Consider the following 19,973-nt stretch of genomic DNA (forward strand, 5'->3'; position numbering starts at 1 on the left):
GCCGGGCTCAGCCGGTGCGCTTGTAGGACTCCCGCTCGCGGTCGTCGTGCGCGGCCTGCTCGGCCACGGTGATGGCGCCGCCGCCCCGGTGCGCCGGCATCCACCACGCGCCGGGTGCGGGGGTCGCCGGGTAGCTGTCGATGCACCGGTCGATCCCCTCCTGCAGCGCCTGCCGCAGCCGCTCGCTCGCGGCGCGCACGTCCTCGTCGGCGGCGACGCGCAGCAGCGGGCCGACGTGCACCCGCACGGGGGTCCGCCAGACGTCGCGCAGCCGGATCCCGCCCCGCCCGCGGGTGAGCATCCGGTGCCCGCCCCACACGGCCACGGGGATGACGGGGGCGCCGGTCTCCGCGGCCATCCGGGCGGCGCCGGTGCGCAGCGGCCGCACGGTCCAGCTGCGGCTGACCCCGCCCTCGGGGAACACGGCGAGGAACTCCCCGCGCCGCAGCTTCGCCAGGGCCTCCGCGTAGGCGGGGGCGCCGTTGGCGCGGTCGACGACGACGTGGTCGCACAGCCGGCACACCGCGGTCACGAAGGCGCTGCCGGTGTGCTTGCGCGTGATGAGGAACCGCGAGTGGGCCCGCAGCCGGCGCCAGATCACCAGCTGCGCGAACACGAAGTCGAGGTAGCCGAAGTGGGTCACCGCCACGACGGCGCCCCGGCCGGGCTGCACCTCCCGGTCCAGCCCGTGCACCACCTGGTCGTCCGGCAGGTGCTCCTCGCCCGAGGCGAGCACCGGCACGCGGAAGAGCCGCACCGCGGCGAGTCCGGCGAGCACGATGGCCCGGTAGGCGTACTTGTTGGGGCGCAGCTGCAGGGCCACGGTCCCTCCTCGGGGACGAGGCCCGCGGTGGGGCCGGGAACGGTCTGCGGGACATCGTAAGCCCGCGCGGCCCGCCCGGCACGCCTGCGCTCAGCGGTGGCCCGCCGGCGGCGTGCCGTCCGCCTCCTCCGGGCGCGTGAAGGCGAGCCAGATCGCCGGCGCCACGTCGTGCTGGGCCGCGCCCTCGGGGCCGTCCGCGAGCCGGGCGTTGAGCGCGCCGTCGTAGGTGGCCAGCAGCATCCGGGCGAGGTCGGCGACCTCGACGGTGAACCGCAGCCGCTGCCGCCGCGCCACCCGGGTGAGCGCGTCGACGACGGCGTCCACCAGGGCGTCGCGGTGTCCGACCAGCACCTCCCGGACCGCGGGCGAGCGCCGGGCGGTCAGCAGCAGCTCGAGCCGCACGGTGTGCCACGTGGTGTCCGAGGTGTGGTCGGACAGGCCTTCGAGGATCCGCACGACCACCTCCTCCGCGGAGGCGCCCGCGGTGAGCCAGCGCTCCAGCTGCTCGCCGAGCCGGGACACCAGCTGCTCCACGTGGTCCTCGTACATGGCCAGGGCCAGGTCGGTCTTGGAGCCGAAGTTGCTGTAGAACGCGCCGCGGCTGAAGCCCGCCGCCGCGCACAGCTCCCCGACGCTCGCGCCCTCGATGCCCCGCTCGGCGAAGACGCCGGCGGCGGTCTCGAGCAGGCGCCGGCGGGTGGCCGTCCGGGAGCGCTTCGCGCCCTCGTCCCGGCCCGGTCCGGTGCTCATGGGGTGGCTCCTTCCCCGGCTCGCACCGGGCACTCGATACAGCGGTGTATCCTGACGGTCGTCTTGTTCGATACATTAGTGTATCCAATCTCGTGCTGGAAGGCCGTGCCCGTGCCCATGCCCACCGTCCCCGCCCCGTCCGCTCCCCGGCACCTGGCGGAGCCCCGGGAGCGCCCGCCCTGGCGCTCCGTCAGCTTCTGGGCCGCGCCCCTGCTCACCGTCCTGGCCCTGGCGGTCGCGGGGACGGCCCTGTACATGGGCGGGCTCTCCGACCCCACGGCCCATCTCCGGGACTTCCCGGTGGCGCTCGTCAACCGGGACACCGGGGTGGACACCGCCGGGGGTGAGCACCGGAACCTGGGCCGGGAGGTCGTCGACGGCTTCGTGGACGGGGTCGAGGGATCGGACGAGCTCGACCTGCGGGTCCTCGACTGGGCCACGGCCCAGCAGCAGCTGGACTCCGGCCGCGTCTACGCCGCCGTGGTGGTCCCCGAGACCTTCTCGGCCGACGCGACCGGCCTCGTGCAGGGCGCCCTGACGAGCGAGGACTCCCGCCGGCCGCGGATCACGGTCCTCACCGACCCGCAGGCGGGGACGCTGGGCACCCGGCTGGCTGCCGGAGCGGTGGAGCCGGCGCTGCAGGAGGCGAGCGTGCGCCTCGGCGAGCAGCTCGCCGCGGCGGCCGAGGAGGCCGAGGAGCAGGCGTCCGCGGCGGTCGAGCGCCGGCTCGCGGACGCCCAGGCGGAGCAGTCGCGGGAGCTCGCCGCGGCCGCCGCCCAGGCCGGGTCCGGCGCGCAGGCCTTCGCCCGGCAGATCGCCGTCGCCCAGGAGGGCACGCCCGGCAGTCTCGCCGCGGAGCTCGCCCCGCGGGTCAGCTCCGCCTCCGCCGCGGTGCTCGCGGACCCGGTCGACGTGGTCGTCGAGGCCTTCCACGAGCCGCAGGACGGCACGGCCCTGGGCATGGGGGCGTTCTACTACGCCGTGCTGCTCCTCGTGCTGGGGCTGAGCGGATCGATCGGGGCGAGCATCCTGATCGACGGGCGGCTCGGGGTGGCGCCCCTGGAGCTCGGTCCCGTCTTCCGTCAGCGGCTGCGGGCGCGGCCGTCCCGCCGGGCGACCTTCCTCATGAAGTGGGGCGTGGTCGTGGTGGCCGGCGCCCCCGCCGCGGGCTCGATGATGGCGGTGTGCGCCGGGCTCGGGGTGCCGCTGCCGCACGGGTTCCTCCTCTTCCTGCTGAGCTGGCTGTCGATCGCCACCGTCTCCGCCGTGACCCTCGCCCTCGTCACCGTGCTCGGCAGCGCGGGGCTGGTGCTGGCCATGGTCTACCTCGTGCTCATGGGCCTGCCCTCCGCCGGAGCCGTGGTCCCGCTGGAGGCGCTGCCGGAGTTCTTCCGGGCGATCGCCGCCGCGGAGCCGCTGCACCACATGGCCACGAGCGTGCGCGCGGTGCTCTACTTCGACGCCGTCCCGGACGCCGGCCTGCGGACCGGCCCGCCGGCCCTGGGGGCGCTCCTGGTGGGCTCCGTCGCCCTGGCCCTGGCCGTGGGGGCGGTCTACGACCGCCGGGCGGGGCGCCGCGGCGCGGCGCGCTGACCGCCCGCCCGGCGCCCGGACGTGGTGCCCGGGCGTCGTGCCCGGGCGTCGTGCCCGGTCGTGCTGCCCCGCAGGACTGCGGTCAACCCCCATACCGCCCCCGGGGGGCGGCGGTCTACGCTGGCAGCACCGCATCCCACCGCACCGACCAGGAGCACGCGATGTCCTACCTTCCTCCGTCCGCCTCCCGCCCGGGCGAGGGCGGCCCCGGCCCGTCCGGCCACGGCACCGGTCCCGGCTACGGCCACGGGGCCGGCCAGGGACCCGGCTACGGCTACGGGACCGGCGGGCCGGCGCCGCAGTACCGGGCGCAGGGCGACGACCGCACGATCGCGATCCTCACCCACCTCTCCGGGCTGGTCGGGGCGCTGATCTCCGTCGGCTGGCTCGGCTTCGTGGGCCCGCTCGTGGTGTGGCTCGTCCACAAGGACCGCAACGCGTTCCTGCGGGCCACCGCGGCCGGCTCCTTCAACTTCAACCTGTCGATGTGGCTGCTCAACGCGGCCGCCTGGGTCTGCCTGTTCACGGTGATCCTCTTCCCGGTGGCGATCGTGCTGTGGCTCGTGGCCGGGGTGCTGCTCGTGGTCTGCCACGTCCTGGCCGTGCTCAAGGCCAACAAGGGCGAGGTCTACCGCTACCCGCTGCAGCTGCCGGTGCTGCGCTGAGCCGGGTGCTCAGGCCACCGGGGCCGGCTGCCGGCCCCGGTGGAGGAGCACCACGGCCGCCACGAGCACCAGCAGCGCCGCGCTGAGCCCGTCGAAGCCGACGATGGCCAGCACGGGCCCGGCCAGCGCGCCGCCGGCCGCCCCGGCGAGGTTCATGAACAGGTCCGAGACGCCCTGCAGCTGCGGCCGCTCGGCCGGCGGGACGGCCTCCGCCACGAGCGCCGAGCCGGCCACGGTGGAGGCCGACCAGCCGAGCCCCAGCAGGACCAGGCTGACCGCCACGAGCGCCGGGGCGGCCGAGGCCAGCCAGGCCAGCACCAGCGAGGCCGTGAACGCGGTCTGGCCCAGCAGGACCACCGGGCGCCGGCCGAACCGGTCCGCGAGCCAGCCGAAGACGGGGGCGAGGGCGTACATCCCGGCCACGTGCAGGCTGATGGTCAGGCCCACGAGGCCCAGCGACGCGCCGTGGCCGGTCAGGTGCACGGGCGTCATGGACATCAGCGCGACCATGACCGCGTGGCTCAGCGCCACGGTGAGCACGGCGCGGCGGGCGGGCGCGGAGGAGCGCAGCACCGCGAGCCCGCCGGCGGGCGAGGGCCTGCCCGTCCCCGCGGCCTCGCCCTCGGCCACGGCCAGCAGCAGGGGGTCGGGGCGCAGCGCGGTGAGGTACACGAGCGCCCCCGCGGCCTGGGCCGCCAGTGCGATGACGAACCCGCCGGTGAGCTCCGGCAGCCCCAGGGCCCGGCCGAGGAGCTCGCCCGGCACGAAGAGGTTGGGGCCCAGCACCGCGCCGATCGTCGTGGACCACACGACGAGGGACAGGTCCCGGGCGCGGGTGTCGTCGGCGGCGAGGTCGGTCGCCGCGAAGCGGGACTGCAGGTTCAGGGCCGACCCGGCGCCCAGCAGGGCCAGGCCCAGCAGCAGCACGGGAAAACTGGTGAGGACGGCGGCGCCGATCGTGACGCTCGCCCCGGCCATCGCGGTGACCGCGCCGGTGCTCAGGGAGATCCGGCGCCCGCGCGCCCGGGCCAGGCGGGCCAGCGGCACGGCGAGCAGGGCCGCGCCGAGCGTGTTCATGGTCGCGGCCATCCCGGACCACGCCGGGGAGCCGGAGACCTCGGTCACGAGCAGGGCGCCCAGGGCCAGGGTCGCGCCCACCCCCACCCCGCCCAGGACCTGGCCCAGGGCGAGGACGCGCACGACCCTCCGCTGCAGGGCGCGGCGCTGCGCCGCCGGGTCCGTCGGGTGCATGGCCGCCATCCTATACCCCTGGGGGTAAGGGTCCCGGGTGCGTGGCGGACCGGCGGTGTGCTTCCATGCTGGACATGGACCCTCGACCTGACCTCGTCCCCGGCGCCGACGGGCTGGCCCGCCCGGTCTGAGCCGCGACGGACCCGCTGCTGCGGGCGTACTACGACACGGAGTGGGGCATGCCGGTGCGCGACGAGCGGGGCCTCTACGAGCGCATCTGCCTGGAGGGGTTCCAGGCCGGGCTGTCCTGGGCCACCATCCTGCGCAAGCGCCCTGCGTTCCGCGCCGCCTTCGCGGACTTCGACCCGGACGTCGTGGCCGGCTTCGGCGGCTCCGACGTCGACCGGCTCCTGGCCGACGCCGGCATCGTGCGCCACCGCGGCAAGATCGAGGCCGCCGTCGGCAACGCCCGGGCCACCGTGGCCCTGCGCGCCGAGGGCGGACTGCCCGGGCTCGTGTGGTCCTTCCGGCCCGCGGCCACCCCGCGCCCGCGCACGGCCGCCGAGGTGCCCACCCGCTCCGCCGAGTCCGAGGCCCTCTCCCGGGCGCTGCGGGCCCGGGGCTTCCGCTTCGTGGGGCCGACCACGATGTACGCGCTGATGGAGGCCGTCGGGATCGTGGACACCCACCTGATGGGCAGCCACCGGCGGGGCAGCTCCGGGGTGTGGCCGGAGCCGGAGGGACGTGCGTAGGATCGTCAGCACCGATCCCGGCGGCGCCGCGCGCCGCCTCCCGGCAGGAGGCCAGAGACCATGTACGACAACAGCCGGCAGCCCAGCGCGGTGCTGCCCCTGATCCTGAGCACCGTCGGCTCCGTCCTGGTCGGCATGGTGGTGCAGCGGCTGCGCCGGGACCGCGCCGCGGCCCGCGGCGCCGTGCCCACCCGCGGCGAGCGCGCGGCCCGCGCCCGCCGACGCGGACCGGTGCTCTGAGACCGTGACGAGCCACGCGATCAGCTGGGTGGACGTCTTCTCGTCCACGCCCCTGGGCGGCAACGCCCTCGCCGTCGTGCACGGGGCCGACGCCCTGGACGAGGACACGATGGCCCGCTTCGCCCGCTGGACCAACCTGTCCGAGACGACCTACCTGCTCGAGCCCACCGTGCCGGAGGCGGACTACCGGGTGCGGATCTTCACCCCCGGCGGCGAGCTGCCGTTCGCCGGGCACCCCACACTGGGGACCGCGGCCGCCTGGCTCGCCCTCGGCGGCCGGCCCGCCGGGGAGGACGTCGTGCAGGAGTGCGGGGTGGGCCTGGTGCCCGTCCGGCGCCGCGGGGACGAGCTGTCCTTCGCCGCGCCGCCCCTGCTGCGCTACGAGCCGGTGGCGGAGCCGGAGCTGCTGGACCGGGTGGCACGGTCCCTGCGCCTGGATCCCTCGGCCCTGCTCGACGTCTCCTGGCTGGACAACGGCCCCGGCTGGATCGGGGTGCGCGTGGCCGACGCCGCGACCGTGCTGGGGCTGCGGGCCGACTGGTCCGCCATGGCCGGGCTCAAGCTCGGGGTGGTCGGGGCGCACCCGGCGGGTGCGGAGTGCGACGTCGAGGTGCGCGCCTTCGTGGGGGACTGGGTGGTGGAGGACCCGGTCACCGGCAGCCTCAACGCGGGCCTGGCCCGCTGGCTCACCGACAGCGGCTGGGCCCCGGAGGCCTACGTCGCCGCCCAGGGCACCGTGCTCGGGCGCACGGGCCGGGTGTACGCGCGGCGGGAGGCGGACACGATCTGGATCGGCGGCCACGTGAGCCCGGTGGTGCGCGGCACGGTGGAGCTGTAGGCCCGCCGCGGGCCGGCTCAGTATCGTGGGGCCATGAGCACCCAGGGAATTCTCGTCCGCACCCGCCGGCCGGCCGCGCCGCAGGGCACCGCCGAGCCGGCCCCGGCCGGCTCCGCCCGTCCGGCCCGGCGCGTCCGGGCACGCCGCAGGACCGCCCGGGGCCCGGTTCCCGCCGCGGCGCGGCCCCCCGCGGCCGAGCGGAGCCGCTGAGATGGCGCCGCGGCGGCTGAGCGCCGAGCGGATCACCGACTCCGTGACCTACCACGGGGAGGGCCCGTGCTGGTCCGACCGGTGGGGCGGGCTGCGCTGGGTGGACATGCTCGCCGGGGACGTCCTGTCCTTCGGCGAGGACGGCGAGGTCCTGCGCCGGCACGTGGGGGACGTGGTGGCCTGCGTGCGACCGCGCGCCACCGGCGGCGCGGTCCTGGCGGTCGAGACGGGGGTCGCGCTCGAGGACCCGGACGGCACCGTCCACCCGCCCGAGCTGTTCTGGCAGCCCGGCACCGTGCGGATGAACGAGGGCGGCGCGGGCCCGGACGGCTGCTTCTACACCGGCTCCATGGCCTACGACCAGGCCGAGGGCGCGGCCACCCTCTACCGGGTGCACCCCGACCTCCGGTGGGAACCCGTCCTGGAGGGCGTCACGGTCTCCAACGGCATCGCCTGGTCCCCGGACGGCACGCGCGCCTACTACAACGACACGCCCACCGGGAAGGTCGACGTGCTCGACTGGTCGCCGGACCAGGGGCTGCACCGCCGGCGGACCTTCGTGGTGCCGCAGCTGGAGGAGGGGCAGGACGTGCACCCCGACGGGCTGACCGTCGACTCCGCGGGAGCGGTCTGGGTGGCCCTGCACGGCGCCGGCCAGGTCCACCGCTACACCGCCCAGGGCGAGCTCGACGTCGTCGTGGAGGTGGGCGCCCGGCAGACGACCGCGTGCTGCCTGGGCGGACCCGACCTGCGCACCCTGTACATCACCACGTCCCGGGAGAACCTGGAGGCGGGCGAGGACCCCGCCGCCGGATCCCTGTTCTCGGTCCGGGTGGACGTCCCCGGCCTGCCCGTCCTCCCCTTCGCCGGCTGAGCACCGTGCGGAACCCCCGGCGCCGACGGGCTTGACCCTCACGCGACGGGAGGGCCCAGGGTGGTGGACATGGACGGACAGCAGCCCGCGAGAACGGGCGAGCGGCTCACGGCGGGACAGGTGGCGGAGCGCTTCGGCGTCACCGTCCGCACGCTCCACCACTACGACGACGTCGGCCTGCTGCGCCCGAGCGAACGCTCGGCGGGCGGCTACCGCCTGTACACGGAGGAGGACCTGCTCCGGCTGCGGCACGTCGTGGTCTACCGCCGGCTCGGCCTCCCCCTCGAGCGCATCGAGGAGCTGCTGGCCGCGGAGGAGCCCGGGGCCGTGCTGGCCCACCTGCGCCGGCAGCGCGAGTCCGTCCTGTCGAGGCTGGCCGGGCTCCCCGCGACCTCGGCCGAGGCGATGGACGCCGCGGAGGCCGCGCGGCGCCAGATCCACGACCGCTTCTACGACCTCTCGCCGGAGTCCCACCGGGCGCTGGGGGACATGTACGTGGCGGACCCGCGGTCCACGAGGACCTACGAGGACCTGGCGCCCGGACTGGCGCAGTACGTCCGGGACGCGATCCAGGCCAACGCCGACCGCGCAGGGGACTGAGGACCGCGCCGCTCGTCCCGCCGCGTCCTCCGGGCACCGACCCGGAGGACGCGGCGGCCTGCAGGCCCCGGCTCCGGGGGCTCGGCGGTCAGGAGCACGACGTGCGGGCCGGGAAGGCCGCCGGTCTACGATCGAGCGGAGGAGGAACCATGACCGAGACCCCCCGGGCGACCCCGGACGTCGTCACCGGCTCGATCCGCCTGCTGGCCGAGCAGGGCTGGGAGGCCACGACCGTGGACCGGCTGGCGCAGGCGGCCGGGATCAGCCGCGCCACGTTCTTCCGCAAGTACGGGTCCAAGGAGGACATCGTCTTCGCGGACCACGCCGCCAACCTCGAACGGCTCGAGCAGCTGCTGGCCCGGTCCGGGGCCGCCCCGGGCGCGGATCCCGCCGTGGCGCTGCGCGAGGGCGTGCTGCTGGTCTTCCGCCACCACCTCGACCACCGCGAGCGCGCGCTCGCGCGCAACGCCCTGCTCCGGCAGGTGCCGCAGCTGCGGGACCGGGAGCTGATCACCTCGCACCGCTACGAGCGGGTCCTGCAGCGCTACCTGCGCTCCGCGCTGCCCGAGACCCCGGCCCGGGCCACCCTCGCCACGGCGCTGTCGGCGGCCGCGGTCGCGGTGCACAACGCCTATCTGCGGGGCTGGCTGCGCGCCCCGGACACCGACCCCTCGGCGGAGCTGGCCGCGCAGACCGAGCGGCTGGCCCGCGCCCTCGTCGCCGGGTTCGGCCACCCCGGGGCCGCGCCGGCCGGCGAGCCGACGGCGGCCCGCGCGCGGCCGGCCGTCGTCGTCACCGTGCTGGACCCGGCGGCGGACACGGAACAGGTCCTGGCCTCCGTGCGGGACGCCCTCCGGTGAGGGCTCAGAGCTCGTCGGCGAGGATCGCGTAGATCAGCTCGTCACGCCACTCGCCCAGCTGGCGGTGGCTCTGGCGCAGCGTCGCCTCCAGGCGCATGCCGATGCGCTCGCAGACCTTGGCGGAGCTCACGTTGAGCGCGTCCAGGCTCGCGCAGACGCGGTGGGCGCCCAGCGAGGCGAAGGCGAACTCGATGGCGGCACGCGCGGCCTCGGAGGCGATGCCCTTCCCGGCGTGGTCGGGGTGGACCACCCAGCCGATCTCGACCTGGTCGGCCTCCGCCTCGGTGAGCGTCAGCACGATCTCGCCCACGAGCTCCCGCGAGCCCTTGGGGGAGACGGCGAAGCGGACGTGGTCGCCGTCCCGGCTCCAGGGGCGCAGCCCGCTGTTCTCGGCGAGGGCGCGCTCGCACTCCTCGCGGGTGCGCGGGCCCCGCCACGCGTACTGCGCGTAGTCCTCGCGGCGCTGGTACGAGTACATGGGCTCGAGGTCCGCGGTGTCGAAGCGGCGGAACACGAGGCGTTCGGTCTCTGGAGGCAGCACATCGATCATCAGTAGCGATACTAATGCCTCCGGGCGCCAGGAGCGGCGTCCGACGACGACACTGAGACTCAATACCTTGACGTGATACTCCGTATCAGTCAGAGTGGTGCCGATCACGTCCCGTCCCAGGAGTCCGTCCATGGCACCCGCCCCGCACGCCCCGTCCTTCCCCTCCACCGTCACGGTCGCCCTGGAGCAGCTCGTGCTGCCCGGCCGGCACCTCCCGGTCGCCCTCGTGCGGCTGGACTCGACGCAGCCCGGCGGGCTGATCATCTGGGGCTCCGAGGCCCTGGGGCAGCTGCGCGACGCCCTGCGCTCCGTGGACCAGTCGGCCGTCGAGGCGATCGTGGTCACCGGCAACGCGCGGTCCTTCGGCGCGGGGGCCGACCTCAAGGAGATCCGGCACGCCCAGCTCAGCGGCGTCTCCGACTCCTACGTCGGCCTCGGGCACGAGGCCTTCGGCATCCTGGCCGACGCGGAGGTGCCGACCTTCTCCCTGCTCACGGGGCAGGCGCTGGGCGGCGGGCTCGAGCTGGCCCTGCACACCGACCACCGCGTGGCCCACCCGCGCACCGGCCCGCTCGGCCTGCCGGAGTGCCGGCTGGGCTTCTTCCCGGGCTGGGGCGGCGTCCACCTGCTCCCGCACCTCGTCGGCCCGGCCGCGGCCCTGCGCATCATCGTGTTCGACTCCCTGCGCGGCCGCCACGTGAAGGCGCAGGAGGCGCACGAGCTCGGCCTCGTGGACGTCGTGCTCGACGCCGCGCCGGGGACCGAGCAGTGGGACCCCGCCTGGCAGCAGTGGGTGGCCGGCCGGCTCGACGCGATCGACGCCGGGGAGCCCCGCCGACGTCCCGGCGCACCGGGCCGGGCGGAGGACCCGGAGTGGCAGGAGGCCGTCGACCAGGCCCGCGTCCGCGCCGAGCGCACCTGGCACGGCGCGGCCCCCGCCCCGCTGGTGGCGATCGACCTCGTCGCCGACGCCCGCACCGAGAGCCGCACCGAGAACGGGGCGAAGGCCGTCGCGGCCTTCGCGGAGCTCGTCCGCGGTGACGTCGCCAAGGCCTCCCTCTACGCCTTCGAACTGGTCTCCTCCCGCTCCCGGCGGCCCGCCGACGTGCCCGAGGCGGCCCCGAAGCCCCTGCGCAAGGCCGCCGTCATCGGTGCCGGGCTGATGGCCGGACAGCTCGCCTCCCTCATCGCCGGGGGCGCCCGGATCCCCGTGGTCATGACCGACCTCGACGACGAGCGGCTGGCCGCCGGCGTGGCCCGGACCCGCGAGCGCTTCACCGCCCAGGCCGCCAAGGGCCGGATCACCCCGGAGCAGGCCGAGCAGCTCGGCGGCCTGATCACCGGCGCGAGCGGGCCGGAGGACCTCGCCGACGCCGATCTCGTGATCGAGGCCGTCTTCGAGGACCTCGACGTCAAGAAGGCCGTCTTCGCCCAGTGGGAGGAGGTCGTCCGGCCGGACACGATCCTCGCGACGAACACGAGCTCCCTGTCCGTCACCGCCATGGCCGAGGACCTGCGCCACCCCGAGCGGGTCGTCGGCTTCCACGTGTTCAACCCCGTGGAGGTCACCCCGCTGCTCGAGATCGTCGCGGGGGAGCGGACCGGTGACGTGGCGCTGGCCACCGCCTTCGACCTCGCCGCCACGCTGCGCCGCACGGCCGTGCGGGTCCAGGACGCCCCGGGCTTCGTGGTCAACCGCGTGCTCACCCGCCTGTTCGACGTGGTGGTGCGCGCGGTCGACGCGGGCACCGACGTGGCCGCCGCCGACCACGCCCCCGACCCGCTGGGGCTGCCGATGACGCCGCTGCGGCTGCTCGACTTCGTGGGGCCGGCGGTGCTGCACCACGTCGGCGCCACCATGCAGCAGGCCTACCCCGAGCGCTTCGCCCGGTCCCCGTGGATGGACGCGGTGGTCGAGGCGGGGCTCACCCACGTCCTGCCGACCGAGCGGGACCCGGAGACCGGGGCGGACGGCTACCTCGCCGCCGAGGCCGCCCGGCTGCTCGAGCGCACCCGCGCCGAGCACCCCGAGCTCGCCGCGCACGCCCCGGCCTCCGCCGAGGAGCTGCTCGTCCGCATCCAGGACGCCCTGGCCGAGGAGATCGGCGCGATGCTGACCGAGGGCGTCGTCGCCGGACCCGAGGACGTGGACCTGTGCATGATCCTGGGCGCCAACTACCCCTTCCACCTGGGCGGGATCACCCCGTACCTCGACCGCACGGGCGCCGCCGAACGCGTCCTCGGCCGCCGCTTCCACCAGGACTGACCGGGCACCGCCCTCCACCCGACCGCCGAACGACCGAAGGATGCTCCGATGACCGCCACCCCTGAGACCGGCGCGAACCTGTTCCCCGCCGGCACCGTGGAACCCGACTACGTCCTCGACGAGGCCCTCGGCACGGACGCGGCCGGCGCGTTCGAGTCCGTCTCCGAGGCCGACCGCGAGCACTGGATGCGGGCGCGGGCCTTCGTCCAGGAGGACCTGCTGCCGGTGATCGCCGGGCACTGGGACAACTCCGAGTACTCCCTCGACCTCGTCCGACGCCTGGGGGAGCTCGACCTGCTGCGCGACGGCGTGGCGGTCGACGGCTACCCCGAGATGTCCAAGACCGCCGCCGGGCTGATCAGCATGGAGCTCTCCCGGGGCGACGGGTCCATCGCCACCGTCTCGGGCGTCCAGGGCGGGCTCGCCATGCGCTCGATCGCGATGTGCGGCTCCGAGGAGCAGCGGCAGCGCTGGCTGCCGCGCATGGCCACCGGCGAGCTGCTCGGCGCCTTCGCGCTCACCGAGCCCACGCACGGCTCGGACTCCGTGAGCCTGGAGACCCGCGCCACCCGGGTGGACGGCGGCTGGCTGCTCAACGGCGAGAAGAAGTGGATCGGCAACGGTTCCATGGGCGGGATCACCGTGGTGTGGGCCCGCTCCGACGAGGACGGCCAGGTCCGCGGCTTCGTGGTCCCGCAGGAGAGCGAGGGCTACACCGGCACGACCATCCGCGGGAAGCTCGCCCTGCGCGCCATCCACCAGGCGCACCTGCGCTTCGAGGACGTCTTCGTCCCTGAGGAGAACGCGCTGCCGGCGGCCCGGTCCTTCAAGGACACGGCCGCGGTGCTCTTCGCCACGCGGGTCAGCGTGGCGTGGGGCGCCGTGGGGCACGCCCAGGCCTGCTACGAGACCGCGGTCCAGTACGCCGCCCAGCGCGTGCAGTTCGGCCGGCCGCTCGCCGCGTCCCAGATCGTCCAGGAGCGCCTGGCCCGGATGCTCAGCGAGCTCACCCAGATCCAGCTGCTCGTGGCGCGGATGACCGAGCGGGAGGAGTCCGGGACGCTCACGGGCGAGCAGGCGTCCCTGGCGAAGTACACCTCGACCCGGACGGCGCGCTCGATCGCGGCGAACGCCCGCGACCTCATGGGCGGCAACGGCATCCTGATCGAGCACCGCGTGGCCCGTCACTTCGCGGACATCGAGGCCCTGCACACCTACGAGGGGACCGAGACGATGCAGGCCCTGATCATCGGGCGGAGCATCACGGGGCTCTCCGCGTTCGCCTGAGCCGCGCACCTGCACCCCCGAGCAGCGGGCGCCCCCGGACAGCCGGCACCCCCGGACACGAGGACGCCCCGGCCGTCACGGCCGGGGCGTCCTCGTGTCCGGGGACCGCGCTCAGGAGAGCGGGTCGCCGCCGGCGTGGAACGAGTCGTTGCTCGCGTCGACCTCGTCCTCGAAACCCGAGTTCTCGGGCACGTCGAGGTCGTCGAGGGCCTCGCCCATGCCCGGCTCCTCGGGCGGGATCTGCTCGTCGCCGGCCTCGAAGCGGGCCTCGGCCGTCTCGTCCCGCAGCTGCTGCTCGGACGGGACCACCGGGTGGGCGGGATCGACGCGCTCGTCCGCCGCGTCCACCTCGGCTCCCTCGATGAGCGGGTCGTCACGCCAGTGCTCGGGGTCGACCTCCGCCGCGCCCTCGTAGGTGTCGGGGGTCTCCGGCAGTTCTTCCGGTGAGGTGCTCATCTGCTGTCCTTTCGGTTGACGGTCACGGATGTGTCATCAGCCTACGCACGAACCCGCCCGGTCCGAGGGGTCGGGGCGGACGTTCGCGGACCGCGTGCACGGCCCCGGCCCGGGGGCCGACCCGGGCCGGTCCTCGGTGTGCCCCCGAGGGCCCCACGGCAGGCGATCCACGGCCCTCCGAGTGGTCCTGGAAGGTGTTTTGACGGTGTCGGGGGGTGGGTGTAGTGTCTTCCGAGTTGCCGCGGGTGGGCGAGGTTCTGGCCCCGTGGTGGTGGCCGGTTTTCCGGTGGTTGGTTCTTCTCCGGAGTCGTTCTGGTGCTGTCGTGTCCTGCTGGGCGGGGTGCGGGAGTTGCGTGGGGCGGGTCGGGGAGGTAAATTAGCTGAGTCGCTGCGGCCGGGACGGGTTGTCCGGGGCCGGGAGGCGGCGAAGATACCACTCACGAGTTTCGGGGCCTTTGGGGTCCTGGTTCTTGGTCTGTTGTTTGAGAACTCAATAGTGTGCCATGTTTGTTGATACCAAATGTTTTGTTTGGTTGATGGATCGCCTGTGTCCCGCCTCCGTGGGGTGTGGGTGGTCTTTTTCGGCCTGGATCGCTCGCTCGTCCTGCTTCTGTTGCGGGGTGGGTGGGTTTGTTTTTCTGTTTTTTGACGGAGAGTTTGATCCTGGCTCAGGACGAACGCTGGCGGCGTGCTTAACACATGCAAGTCGAACGATGATCTCCCGCTTGCGGGGGTGATTAGTGGCGAACGGGTGAGTAATACGTGAGTAACCTGCCCCTGACTCTGGGATAAGCCTGGGAAACCGGGTCTAATACTGGATACGACTCCTCCATCGCATGGTGGGGGGTGGAAAGGGTTTGACTGGTTTTGGATGGGCTCACGGCCTATCAGCTTGTTGGTGGGGTAATGGCTCACCAAGGCGACGACGGGTAGCCGGCCTGAGAGGGTGACCGGCCACACTGGGACTGAGACACGGCCCAGACTCCTACGGGAGGCAGCAGTGGGGAATATTGCACAATGGGCGGAAGCCTGATGCAGCGACGCCGCGTGAGGGATGACGGCCTTCGGGTTGTAAACCTCTTTCAGCAGGGAAGAAGCCACAAGTGACGGTACCTGCAGAAGAAGCGCCGGCTAACTACGTGCCAGCAGCCGCGGTAATACGTAGGGCGCAAGCGTTGTCCGGAATTATTGGGCGTAAAGAGCTCGTAGGCGGTTTGTCGCGTCTGCTGTGAAAGCCCGGGGCTCAACCCCGGGTCTGCAGTGGGTACGGGCAGACTAGAGTGCAGTAGGGGAGACTGGAATTCCTGGTGTAGCGGTGAAATGCGCAGATATCAGGAGGAACACCGATGGCGAAGGCAGGTCTCTGGGCTGTTACTGACGCTGAGGAGCGAAAGCATGGGGAGCGAACAGGATTAGATACCCTGGTAGTCCATGCCGTAAACGTTGGGCACTAGGTGTGGGGGACATTCCACGTTCTCCGCGCCGTAGCTAACGCATTAAGTGCCCCGCCTGGGGAGTACGGCCGCAAGGCTAAAACTCAAAGGAATTGACGGGGGCCCGCACAAGCGGCGGAGCATGCGGATTAATTCGATGCAACGCGAAGAACCTTACCAAGGCTTGACATTCACCGGACTACCCCAGAGATGGGGTTTCCCTTCGGGGTCGGTGGACAGGTGGTGCATGGTTGTCGTCAGCTCGTGTCGTGAGATGTTGGGTTAAGTCCCGCAACGAGCGCAACCCTCGTTCTATGTTGCCAGCACGTGATGGTGGGGACTCATAGGAGACTGCCGGGGTCAACTCGGAGGAAGGTGGGGATGACGTCAAATCATCATGCCCCTTATGTCTTGGGCTTCACGCATGCTACAATGGCCGGTACAAAGGGTTGCGATACTGTGAGGTGGAGCTAATCCCAAAAAGCCGGTCTCAGTTCGGATTGAGGTCTGCAACTCGACCTCATGAAGTCGGAGTCGCTAGTAATCGCAGATCAGCAACGCTGCGGTGAATACGTTCCCGGGCCTTGTACACACCGCCCGTCAAGTCACGAAAGTTGGTAACACCCGAAGCCGGTGGCCTAACCCCTTGTGGGAGGGAGCCGTCGAAGGTGGGACTGGCGATTGGGACTAAGTCGTAACAAGGTAGCCGTACCGGAAGGTGCGGCTGGATCACCTCCTTTCTAAGGAGCCGTTGACCGCCGTGTGGTGGTCGCCCCCGCCCTAGTGCCCGTGCGTGGTGCTGGTGGGGTGAGCTCATGGGTGGAATGTCAACGAGCAAGCGGCCGCACCTCGTGTGCCGGCCGGGTTCTTCTTCAGTACCCGCTCCGCTGTGTTCTCTGGTCCTTGCGGGCCGGGGGGTCGGTGGGGTGGTGGAACGGCTGATACCCGGGTGGTGGGGGTGTGGTCCATGGCGCACTGTTGGGTCCTGAGACAACAGGGCCCTCGTGGTTTCCGGGTCTTCCGGTGCTGCTGTCCCCTCAGGGGGGTGGTGGTGCGGGGGGCCGGGGTCGTGGGGGTGTGTTGGCTCTGGTTGTCCCGGCGCCCCACCGGTGCGGTGGGTCGGTGCGGTCCTCCTTGCGGGGGTCCGGTGCCGCCCCCCGAAGCACCATGGTGTGGGGTGTGTGGGTTGTTGTTTGAGAACTGTATAGTGGACGCGAGCATCTTAAGAACGCCCGTGCCCTCTCCTGCTTCCGCTGCGTGCGGGGTGGGTGGTGGTGCGGGAGAGTTCGTGATTGATCGCCGCCGACGACTGCGAGAGCGCGTGTTCGTGCTGGTGCTGCTGCCTTTCGGGGTGGGGGTGCCGGTGGACGGGTGCTGGTTGTGGTTGTTGGTCGGTGTGTTCTGTGATCATGTGGCAAGTTTTTAAGGGCGCACGGTGGATGCCTTGGCATCAGGAGCCGATGAAGGACGCGGTAATCTGCGATAAGCCTCGGGGAGCTGATAAACGAGCTGTGATCCGAGGGTCTCCGAATGGGGAAACCCCGCCACGTGTTATGCGTGGTGACCCGTACCTGAATGCATAGGGTGCGTGGAGGGAACGTGGGGAAGTGAAACATCTCAGTACCCACAGGAAGAGAAAACAACAGTGATTCCGTCAGTAGTGGCGAGCGAACGCGGAAGAGGCCAAACCGATGGTGTGTGAGACCCGGCAGGGGTTGCATCATCGGGGTCGTGGGGCGTGTCGTCCCGGGTCTGCCGGCCCGGGCGTGTGAGTGCAGGGCGATAGTCGAACCGGTGTGAGTGCCGGGCCGTAGAGGGTGGGAGTCCCGTAGACGAAATCGCCGCTGCCGCGCGGAGCATGTACCCAAGTAGCACGGGGCCCGAGAAATCCCGTGTGAATCTGCCAGGACCACCTGGTAAGCCTAAATACTACCTGATGACCGATAGCGGACCAGTACCGTGAGGGAAAGGTGAAAAGTACCCCGGGAGGGGAGTGAAATAGTACCTGAAACCGTGTGCCTACAATCCGTCGGAGCCCTACAAGGTGACGGCGTGCCTTTTGAAGAATGAGCCTGCGAGTTAGTGTTACGTCGCGAGGTTAACCCGTGAGGGGTATCCGTAGCGAAAGCGAGTCTGAACAGGGCGAGTGAGTGGCGTGATCTAGACCCGAAGCGAAGTGATCTACCCATGGCCAGGTTGAAGCGCGTGTAAGAGCGCGTGGAGGACCGAACCCACTTCAGTTGAAAATGGAGGGGATGAGCTGTGGGTAGGGGTGAAAGGCCAATCAAACTTCGTGATAGCTGGTTCTCCCCGAAATGCATTTAGGTGCAGCGTTACGTGTTTCTTGCCGGAGGTAGAGCTACTGGATGGCCGATGGGCCCTACAAGGTTACTGACGTCAGCCAAACTCCGAATGCCGGTAAGTGAGAGCGTAGCAGTGAGACTGTGGGGGATAAGCTTCATAGTCGAGAGGGAAACAGCCCAGACCACCAACTAAGGCCCCTAAGCGTGTGCTAAGTGGGAAAGGATGTGGAGTTGCTCAGACAACCAGGAGGTTGGCTTAGAAGCAGCCACCCTTGAAAGAGTGCGTAATAGCTCACTGGTCAAGTGATTCCGCGCCGACAATGTAGCGGGGCTCAAGTACACCGCCGAAGTTGTGGCATTGCACCAACGATACCCAGCCGTCCCTTTCGTGGGGGTGGTTCAGGTGGTGCGATGGGTAGGGGAGCGTCGTGTGGGCAGTGAAGCTGCGGGGTGACCCAGTGGTGGAGCCCACACGAGTGAGAATGCAGGCATGAGTAGCGAATGACGGGTGAGAAACCCGTCCGCCGGATGATCAAGGGTTCCAGGGTCAAGCTAATCTGCCCTGGGTCAGTCGGGACCTAAGGCGAGGCCGACAGGCGTAGTCGATGGACAACGGGTTGATATTCCCGTACCGGCGAAGAACCGCCCCTATCGAACCGGGGACACTAACCACCCGAACCGCACCAGGTGCCGGCCATTGGCCGGTCGCCGGTGTCGGGGAGCGTGGGACCTGAACCGGGGAGGTAAGCGTATTAACAGGTGTGACGCAGGAAGGTAGCCGAGCCGGGCGATGGTAGACCCGGTCTAAGCGTGTAGGGCGATCCGTTGGCAAATCCGCGGATCACGTGCCTGAGACGTGACGGGACCCCCATCCGTGGGGGGATTCGGTGATCCTATGCTGCCGAGAAAAGCATCGACGCGAGGTTCCAGCCGCCCGTACCCCAAACCGACACAGGTGATCAGGTAGAGAATACTAAGGCGATCGAGAGAATCATGGTTAAGGAACTCGGCAAAATGCCCCCGTAACTTCGGGAGAAGGGGGGCCCGGACCGTGGACACCACTAGCTGGTGCGAGCGGGTAAGGGCCGCAGAGACCAGGGGGAAGCGACTGTTTATCAAAAACACAGGTCCGTGCGAAGTCGCAAGACGAGGTATACGGACTGACTCCTGCCCGGTGCTGGAAGGTTAAGAGGACCCGTTAGCCTCACGGCGAAGCGGAGAATTCAAGCCCCAGTAAACGGCGGTGGTAACTATAACCATCCTAAGGTAGCGAAATTCCTTGTCGGGTAAGTTCCGACCTGCACGAATGGAGTAACGACTTCCCCGCTGTCTCAACCATGAACTCGGCGAAATTGCAGTACGAGTAAAGATGCTCGTTACGCGCAGCAGGACGGAAAGACCCCGAGACCTTTACTATAGTTTGGTATTGGTGTTCGGTGTGGCTTGTGTAGGATAGGTGGGAGACGGTGAAGCGGGCACGCCAGTGCACGTGGAGTCAACGTTGAAATACCACTCTGGTCACTCTGGACATCTAACTTCGGCCCGTGATCCGGGTCAGGGACAGTGCCTGATGGGTAGTTTAACTGGGGCGGTTGCCTCCTAAAGAGTAACGGAGGCGCCCAAAGGTTCCCTCAGCCTGGTTGGCAATCAGGTGTCGAGTGTAAGTGCACAAGGGAGCTTGACTGTGAGAGCGACAGCTCGAGCAGGGACGAAAGTCGGGACTAGTGATCCGGCGGTACATTGTGGAATGGCCGTCGCTCAACGGATAAAAGGTACCTCGGGGATAACAGGCTGATCTTGCCCAAGAGTCCATATCGACGGCATGGTTTGGCACCTCGATGTCGGCTCGTCGCATCCTGGGGCTGGAGTTGGTCCCAAGGGTTGGGCTGTTCGCCCATTAAAGCGGTACGCGAGCTGGGTTCAGAACGTCGTGAGACAGTTCGGTCCCTATCCGCTGCGCGCGCAGGAAATTTGAGAAGACCTGTCCTTAGTACGAGAGGACCGGGACGGACGAACCTCTGGTATGGCAGTTGTACCGCCAGGTGCACCGCTGCTTCGCTACGTTCGGAAGAGATAACCGCTGAAAGCATCTAAGCGGGAAGCTCGCTTCGAGATGAGATTTCCAGACACCACTTGGTGTGAGAGGCCCCCAGCGAGACCACTGGGTTGATAGGCCGGAGGTGGAAGCACGAACCAACGACGTGTGCAGCCGACCGGTACTAATACGCCGACAACTTACCCCACACCCGCCCCCCACCGAAGCGTGGGGACACCGGTGGGAC

Annotated in this window: 16 protein-coding genes and 2 rRNA genes; 13 read left to right on the forward strand and 5 right to left on the reverse strand. The window is 70.8% G+C overall.

Annotated features, from left to right (window positions below; genetic code table 11):
* Positions 1–7 precede the first annotated feature (7 nt).
* Together AYX06_RS13415 and AYX06_RS13420 are read right to left on the reverse strand one after the other, a co-directional pair.
* The gene (locus AYX06_RS13415) at positions 8–823 is read right to left on the reverse strand and encodes a lysophospholipid acyltransferase family protein (protein WP_062736201.1); all 816 of its coding nucleotides are present in this window, start codon (positions 821–823) and stop codon (positions 8–10) included.
* A 90-nt stretch (positions 824–913) separates the two neighbouring features.
* Positions 914–1,573, reverse strand: a complete 660-nt coding sequence (locus AYX06_RS13420; RefSeq protein ID WP_062736202.1) for a TetR/AcrR family transcriptional regulator — start codon at positions 1,571–1,573, stop codon at positions 914–916.
* Positions 1,574–1,690: 117 nt separating this feature from the next.
* On the opposite strand from AYX06_RS13420, the gene AYX06_RS13425 reads away from it, so the two are divergent.
* A complete protein-coding gene (locus tag AYX06_RS13425) occupies positions 1,691–3,166 on the forward strand; it encodes a YhgE/Pip domain-containing protein (RefSeq protein ID WP_232319460.1) in 1,476 nt (491 codons plus the stop codon).
* Positions 3,167–3,327: 161 nt separating this feature from the next.
* Positions 3,328–3,831, forward strand: a complete 504-nt coding sequence (locus tag AYX06_RS13430) for a DUF4870 domain-containing protein (RefSeq protein WP_062736204.1) — start codon at positions 3,328–3,330, stop codon at positions 3,829–3,831.
* A gap of 9 nt (positions 3,832–3,840) precedes the next feature.
* Here the strand turns inward: AYX06_RS13430 and AYX06_RS13435 are convergent, their stop codons facing one another.
* The gene (locus AYX06_RS13435; protein ID WP_062736205.1) at positions 3,841–5,091 is read right to left on the reverse strand and encodes an MFS transporter; all 1,251 of its coding nucleotides are present in this window, start codon (positions 5,089–5,091) and stop codon (positions 3,841–3,843) included.
* Positions 5,092–5,228: 137 nt separating this feature from the next.
* Between AYX06_RS13435 and AYX06_RS13440 the strand changes: the two genes are divergently transcribed.
* The 7 genes from AYX06_RS13440 (at position 5,229) to AYX06_RS13465 (ending at position 9,396) form a co-directional block, all read left to right on the forward strand.
* Positions 5,229–5,774: a DNA-3-methyladenine glycosylase I gene (locus AYX06_RS13440; RefSeq protein WP_232319461.1), complete on the forward strand. Its 546-nt coding sequence runs from the start codon at positions 5,229–5,231 to the stop codon at positions 5,772–5,774.
* Positions 5,775–5,834: 60 nt separating this feature from the next.
* Entirely contained in the window at positions 5,835–6,014 is a 180-nt protein-coding gene (locus AYX06_RS13445) for a hypothetical protein (protein ID WP_047803512.1), read from the forward strand.
* Between the two features lie 4 nt (positions 6,015–6,018).
* Entirely contained in the window at positions 6,019–6,852 is an 834-nt protein-coding gene (locus AYX06_RS13450; RefSeq protein WP_062736206.1) for a PhzF family phenazine biosynthesis protein, read from the forward strand.
* Positions 6,853–6,885: 33 nt separating this feature from the next.
* Complete coding sequence (locus AYX06_RS19880) at positions 6,886–7,062, forward strand: hypothetical protein (protein WP_157093467.1); 177 nt, start codon at positions 6,886–6,888, stop codon at positions 7,060–7,062.
* A 1-nt stretch (position 7,063) separates the two neighbouring features.
* Positions 7,064–7,936, forward strand: a complete 873-nt coding sequence (locus AYX06_RS13455) for an SMP-30/gluconolactonase/LRE family protein (protein WP_062736207.1) — start codon at positions 7,064–7,066, stop codon at positions 7,934–7,936.
* Positions 7,937–8,005: 69 nt separating this feature from the next.
* Positions 8,006–8,536, forward strand: coding sequence for a MerR family transcriptional regulator (locus AYX06_RS13460; protein ID WP_084271775.1), 531 nt, complete (start codon positions 8,006–8,008; stop codon positions 8,534–8,536).
* A 149-nt stretch (positions 8,537–8,685) separates the two neighbouring features.
* Positions 8,686–9,396, forward strand: a complete 711-nt coding sequence (locus tag AYX06_RS13465) for a TetR/AcrR family transcriptional regulator (RefSeq protein WP_062736209.1) — start codon at positions 8,686–8,688, stop codon at positions 9,394–9,396.
* 4 nt (positions 9,397–9,400) lie between these two features.
* On the opposite strand, the gene AYX06_RS13470 is transcribed toward AYX06_RS13465, so the two are convergent.
* A complete protein-coding gene (locus tag AYX06_RS13470) occupies positions 9,401–9,946 on the reverse strand; it encodes a GNAT family N-acetyltransferase (RefSeq protein ID WP_062736210.1) in 546 nt (181 codons plus the stop codon).
* Positions 9,947–10,076: 130 nt separating this feature from the next.
* Here AYX06_RS13470 and AYX06_RS13475 point away from each other — a divergent pair, with 130 nt between their 5' ends.
* Complete coding sequence (locus tag AYX06_RS13475) at positions 10,077–12,212, forward strand: 3-hydroxyacyl-CoA dehydrogenase NAD-binding domain-containing protein (RefSeq protein WP_062736211.1); 2,136 nt, start codon at positions 10,077–10,079, stop codon at positions 12,210–12,212.
* A gap of 48 nt (positions 12,213–12,260) precedes the next feature.
* The gene (locus AYX06_RS13480; RefSeq protein ID WP_062736212.1) at positions 12,261–13,499 is read left to right on the forward strand and encodes an acyl-CoA dehydrogenase family protein; all 1,239 of its coding nucleotides are present in this window, start codon (positions 12,261–12,263) and stop codon (positions 13,497–13,499) included.
* Between the two features lie 111 nt (positions 13,500–13,610).
* Here the strand turns inward: AYX06_RS13480 and AYX06_RS13485 are convergent, their stop codons facing one another.
* Positions 13,611–13,955 (reverse strand): hypothetical protein, encoded by a 345-nt coding sequence (locus AYX06_RS13485; protein ID WP_062736213.1) that lies wholly within the window; start codon positions 13,953–13,955, stop codon positions 13,611–13,613.
* A gap of 645 nt (positions 13,956–14,600) precedes the next feature.
* Between AYX06_RS13485 and AYX06_RS13490 the strand changes: the two genes are divergently transcribed.
* Both AYX06_RS13490 and AYX06_RS13495 read left to right on the forward strand, forming a co-directional pair.
* Positions 14,601–16,128: ribosomal RNA gene (locus AYX06_RS13490) — 16S ribosomal RNA — on the forward strand.
* Positions 16,129–16,800: 672 nt separating this feature from the next.
* A 23S ribosomal RNA gene (locus AYX06_RS13495) occupies positions 16,801–19,934 on the forward strand.
* The 16S and 23S rRNA genes sit together here, the layout of an rRNA operon.
* The last annotated feature ends 39 nt before the right edge of the window (positions 19,935–19,973 follow it).

Origin of the sequence: Kocuria turfanensis (genome assembly GCF_001580365.1) — a bacterium.
Classification (GTDB): Bacteria; Actinomycetota; Actinomycetes; order Actinomycetales; family Micrococcaceae; genus Kocuria; species Kocuria turfanensis.

Bases quoted from the DNA above. Each gene is read 5' to 3' on its own strand.
- AYX06_RS13420 (WP_062736202.1), bottom strand. From the start codon at position 1,573: ATGAGCACCGGACCGGGCCGGGACGAGGGCGCGAAGCGCTCCCGGACG.
- AYX06_RS13425 (WP_232319460.1), top strand. From the start codon at position 1,691: ATGCCCACCGTCCCCGCCCCGTCCGCTCCCCGGCACCTGGCGGAGCCC.
- AYX06_RS13430 (WP_062736204.1), top strand. From the start codon at position 3,328: ATGTCCTACCTTCCTCCGTCCGCCTCCCGCCCGGGCGAGGGCGGCCCC.
- AYX06_RS13435 (WP_062736205.1), bottom strand. From the start codon at position 5,091: ATGGCGGCCATGCACCCGACGGACCCGGCGGCGCAGCGCCGCGCCCTG.
- AYX06_RS13445 (WP_047803512.1), top strand. From the start codon at position 5,835: ATGTACGACAACAGCCGGCAGCCCAGCGCGGTGCTGCCCCTGATCCTG.
- AYX06_RS19880 (WP_157093467.1), top strand. From the start codon at position 6,886: ATGAGCACCCAGGGAATTCTCGTCCGCACCCGCCGGCCGGCCGCGCCG.
- AYX06_RS13455 (WP_062736207.1), top strand. From the start codon at position 7,064: ATGGCGCCGCGGCGGCTGAGCGCCGAGCGGATCACCGACTCCGTGACC.
- AYX06_RS13460 (WP_084271775.1), top strand. From the start codon at position 8,006: ATGGACGGACAGCAGCCCGCGAGAACGGGCGAGCGGCTCACGGCGGGA.
- AYX06_RS13465 (WP_062736209.1), top strand. From the start codon at position 8,686: ATGACCGAGACCCCCCGGGCGACCCCGGACGTCGTCACCGGCTCGATC.
- AYX06_RS13470 (WP_062736210.1), bottom strand. From the start codon at position 9,946: ATGATCGATGTGCTGCCTCCAGAGACCGAACGCCTCGTGTTCCGCCGC.
- AYX06_RS13475 (WP_062736211.1), top strand. From the start codon at position 10,077: ATGGCACCCGCCCCGCACGCCCCGTCCTTCCCCTCCACCGTCACGGTC.
- AYX06_RS13480 (WP_062736212.1), top strand. From the start codon at position 12,261: ATGACCGCCACCCCTGAGACCGGCGCGAACCTGTTCCCCGCCGGCACC.
- AYX06_RS13485 (WP_062736213.1), bottom strand. From the start codon at position 13,955: ATGAGCACCTCACCGGAAGAACTGCCGGAGACCCCCGACACCTACGAG.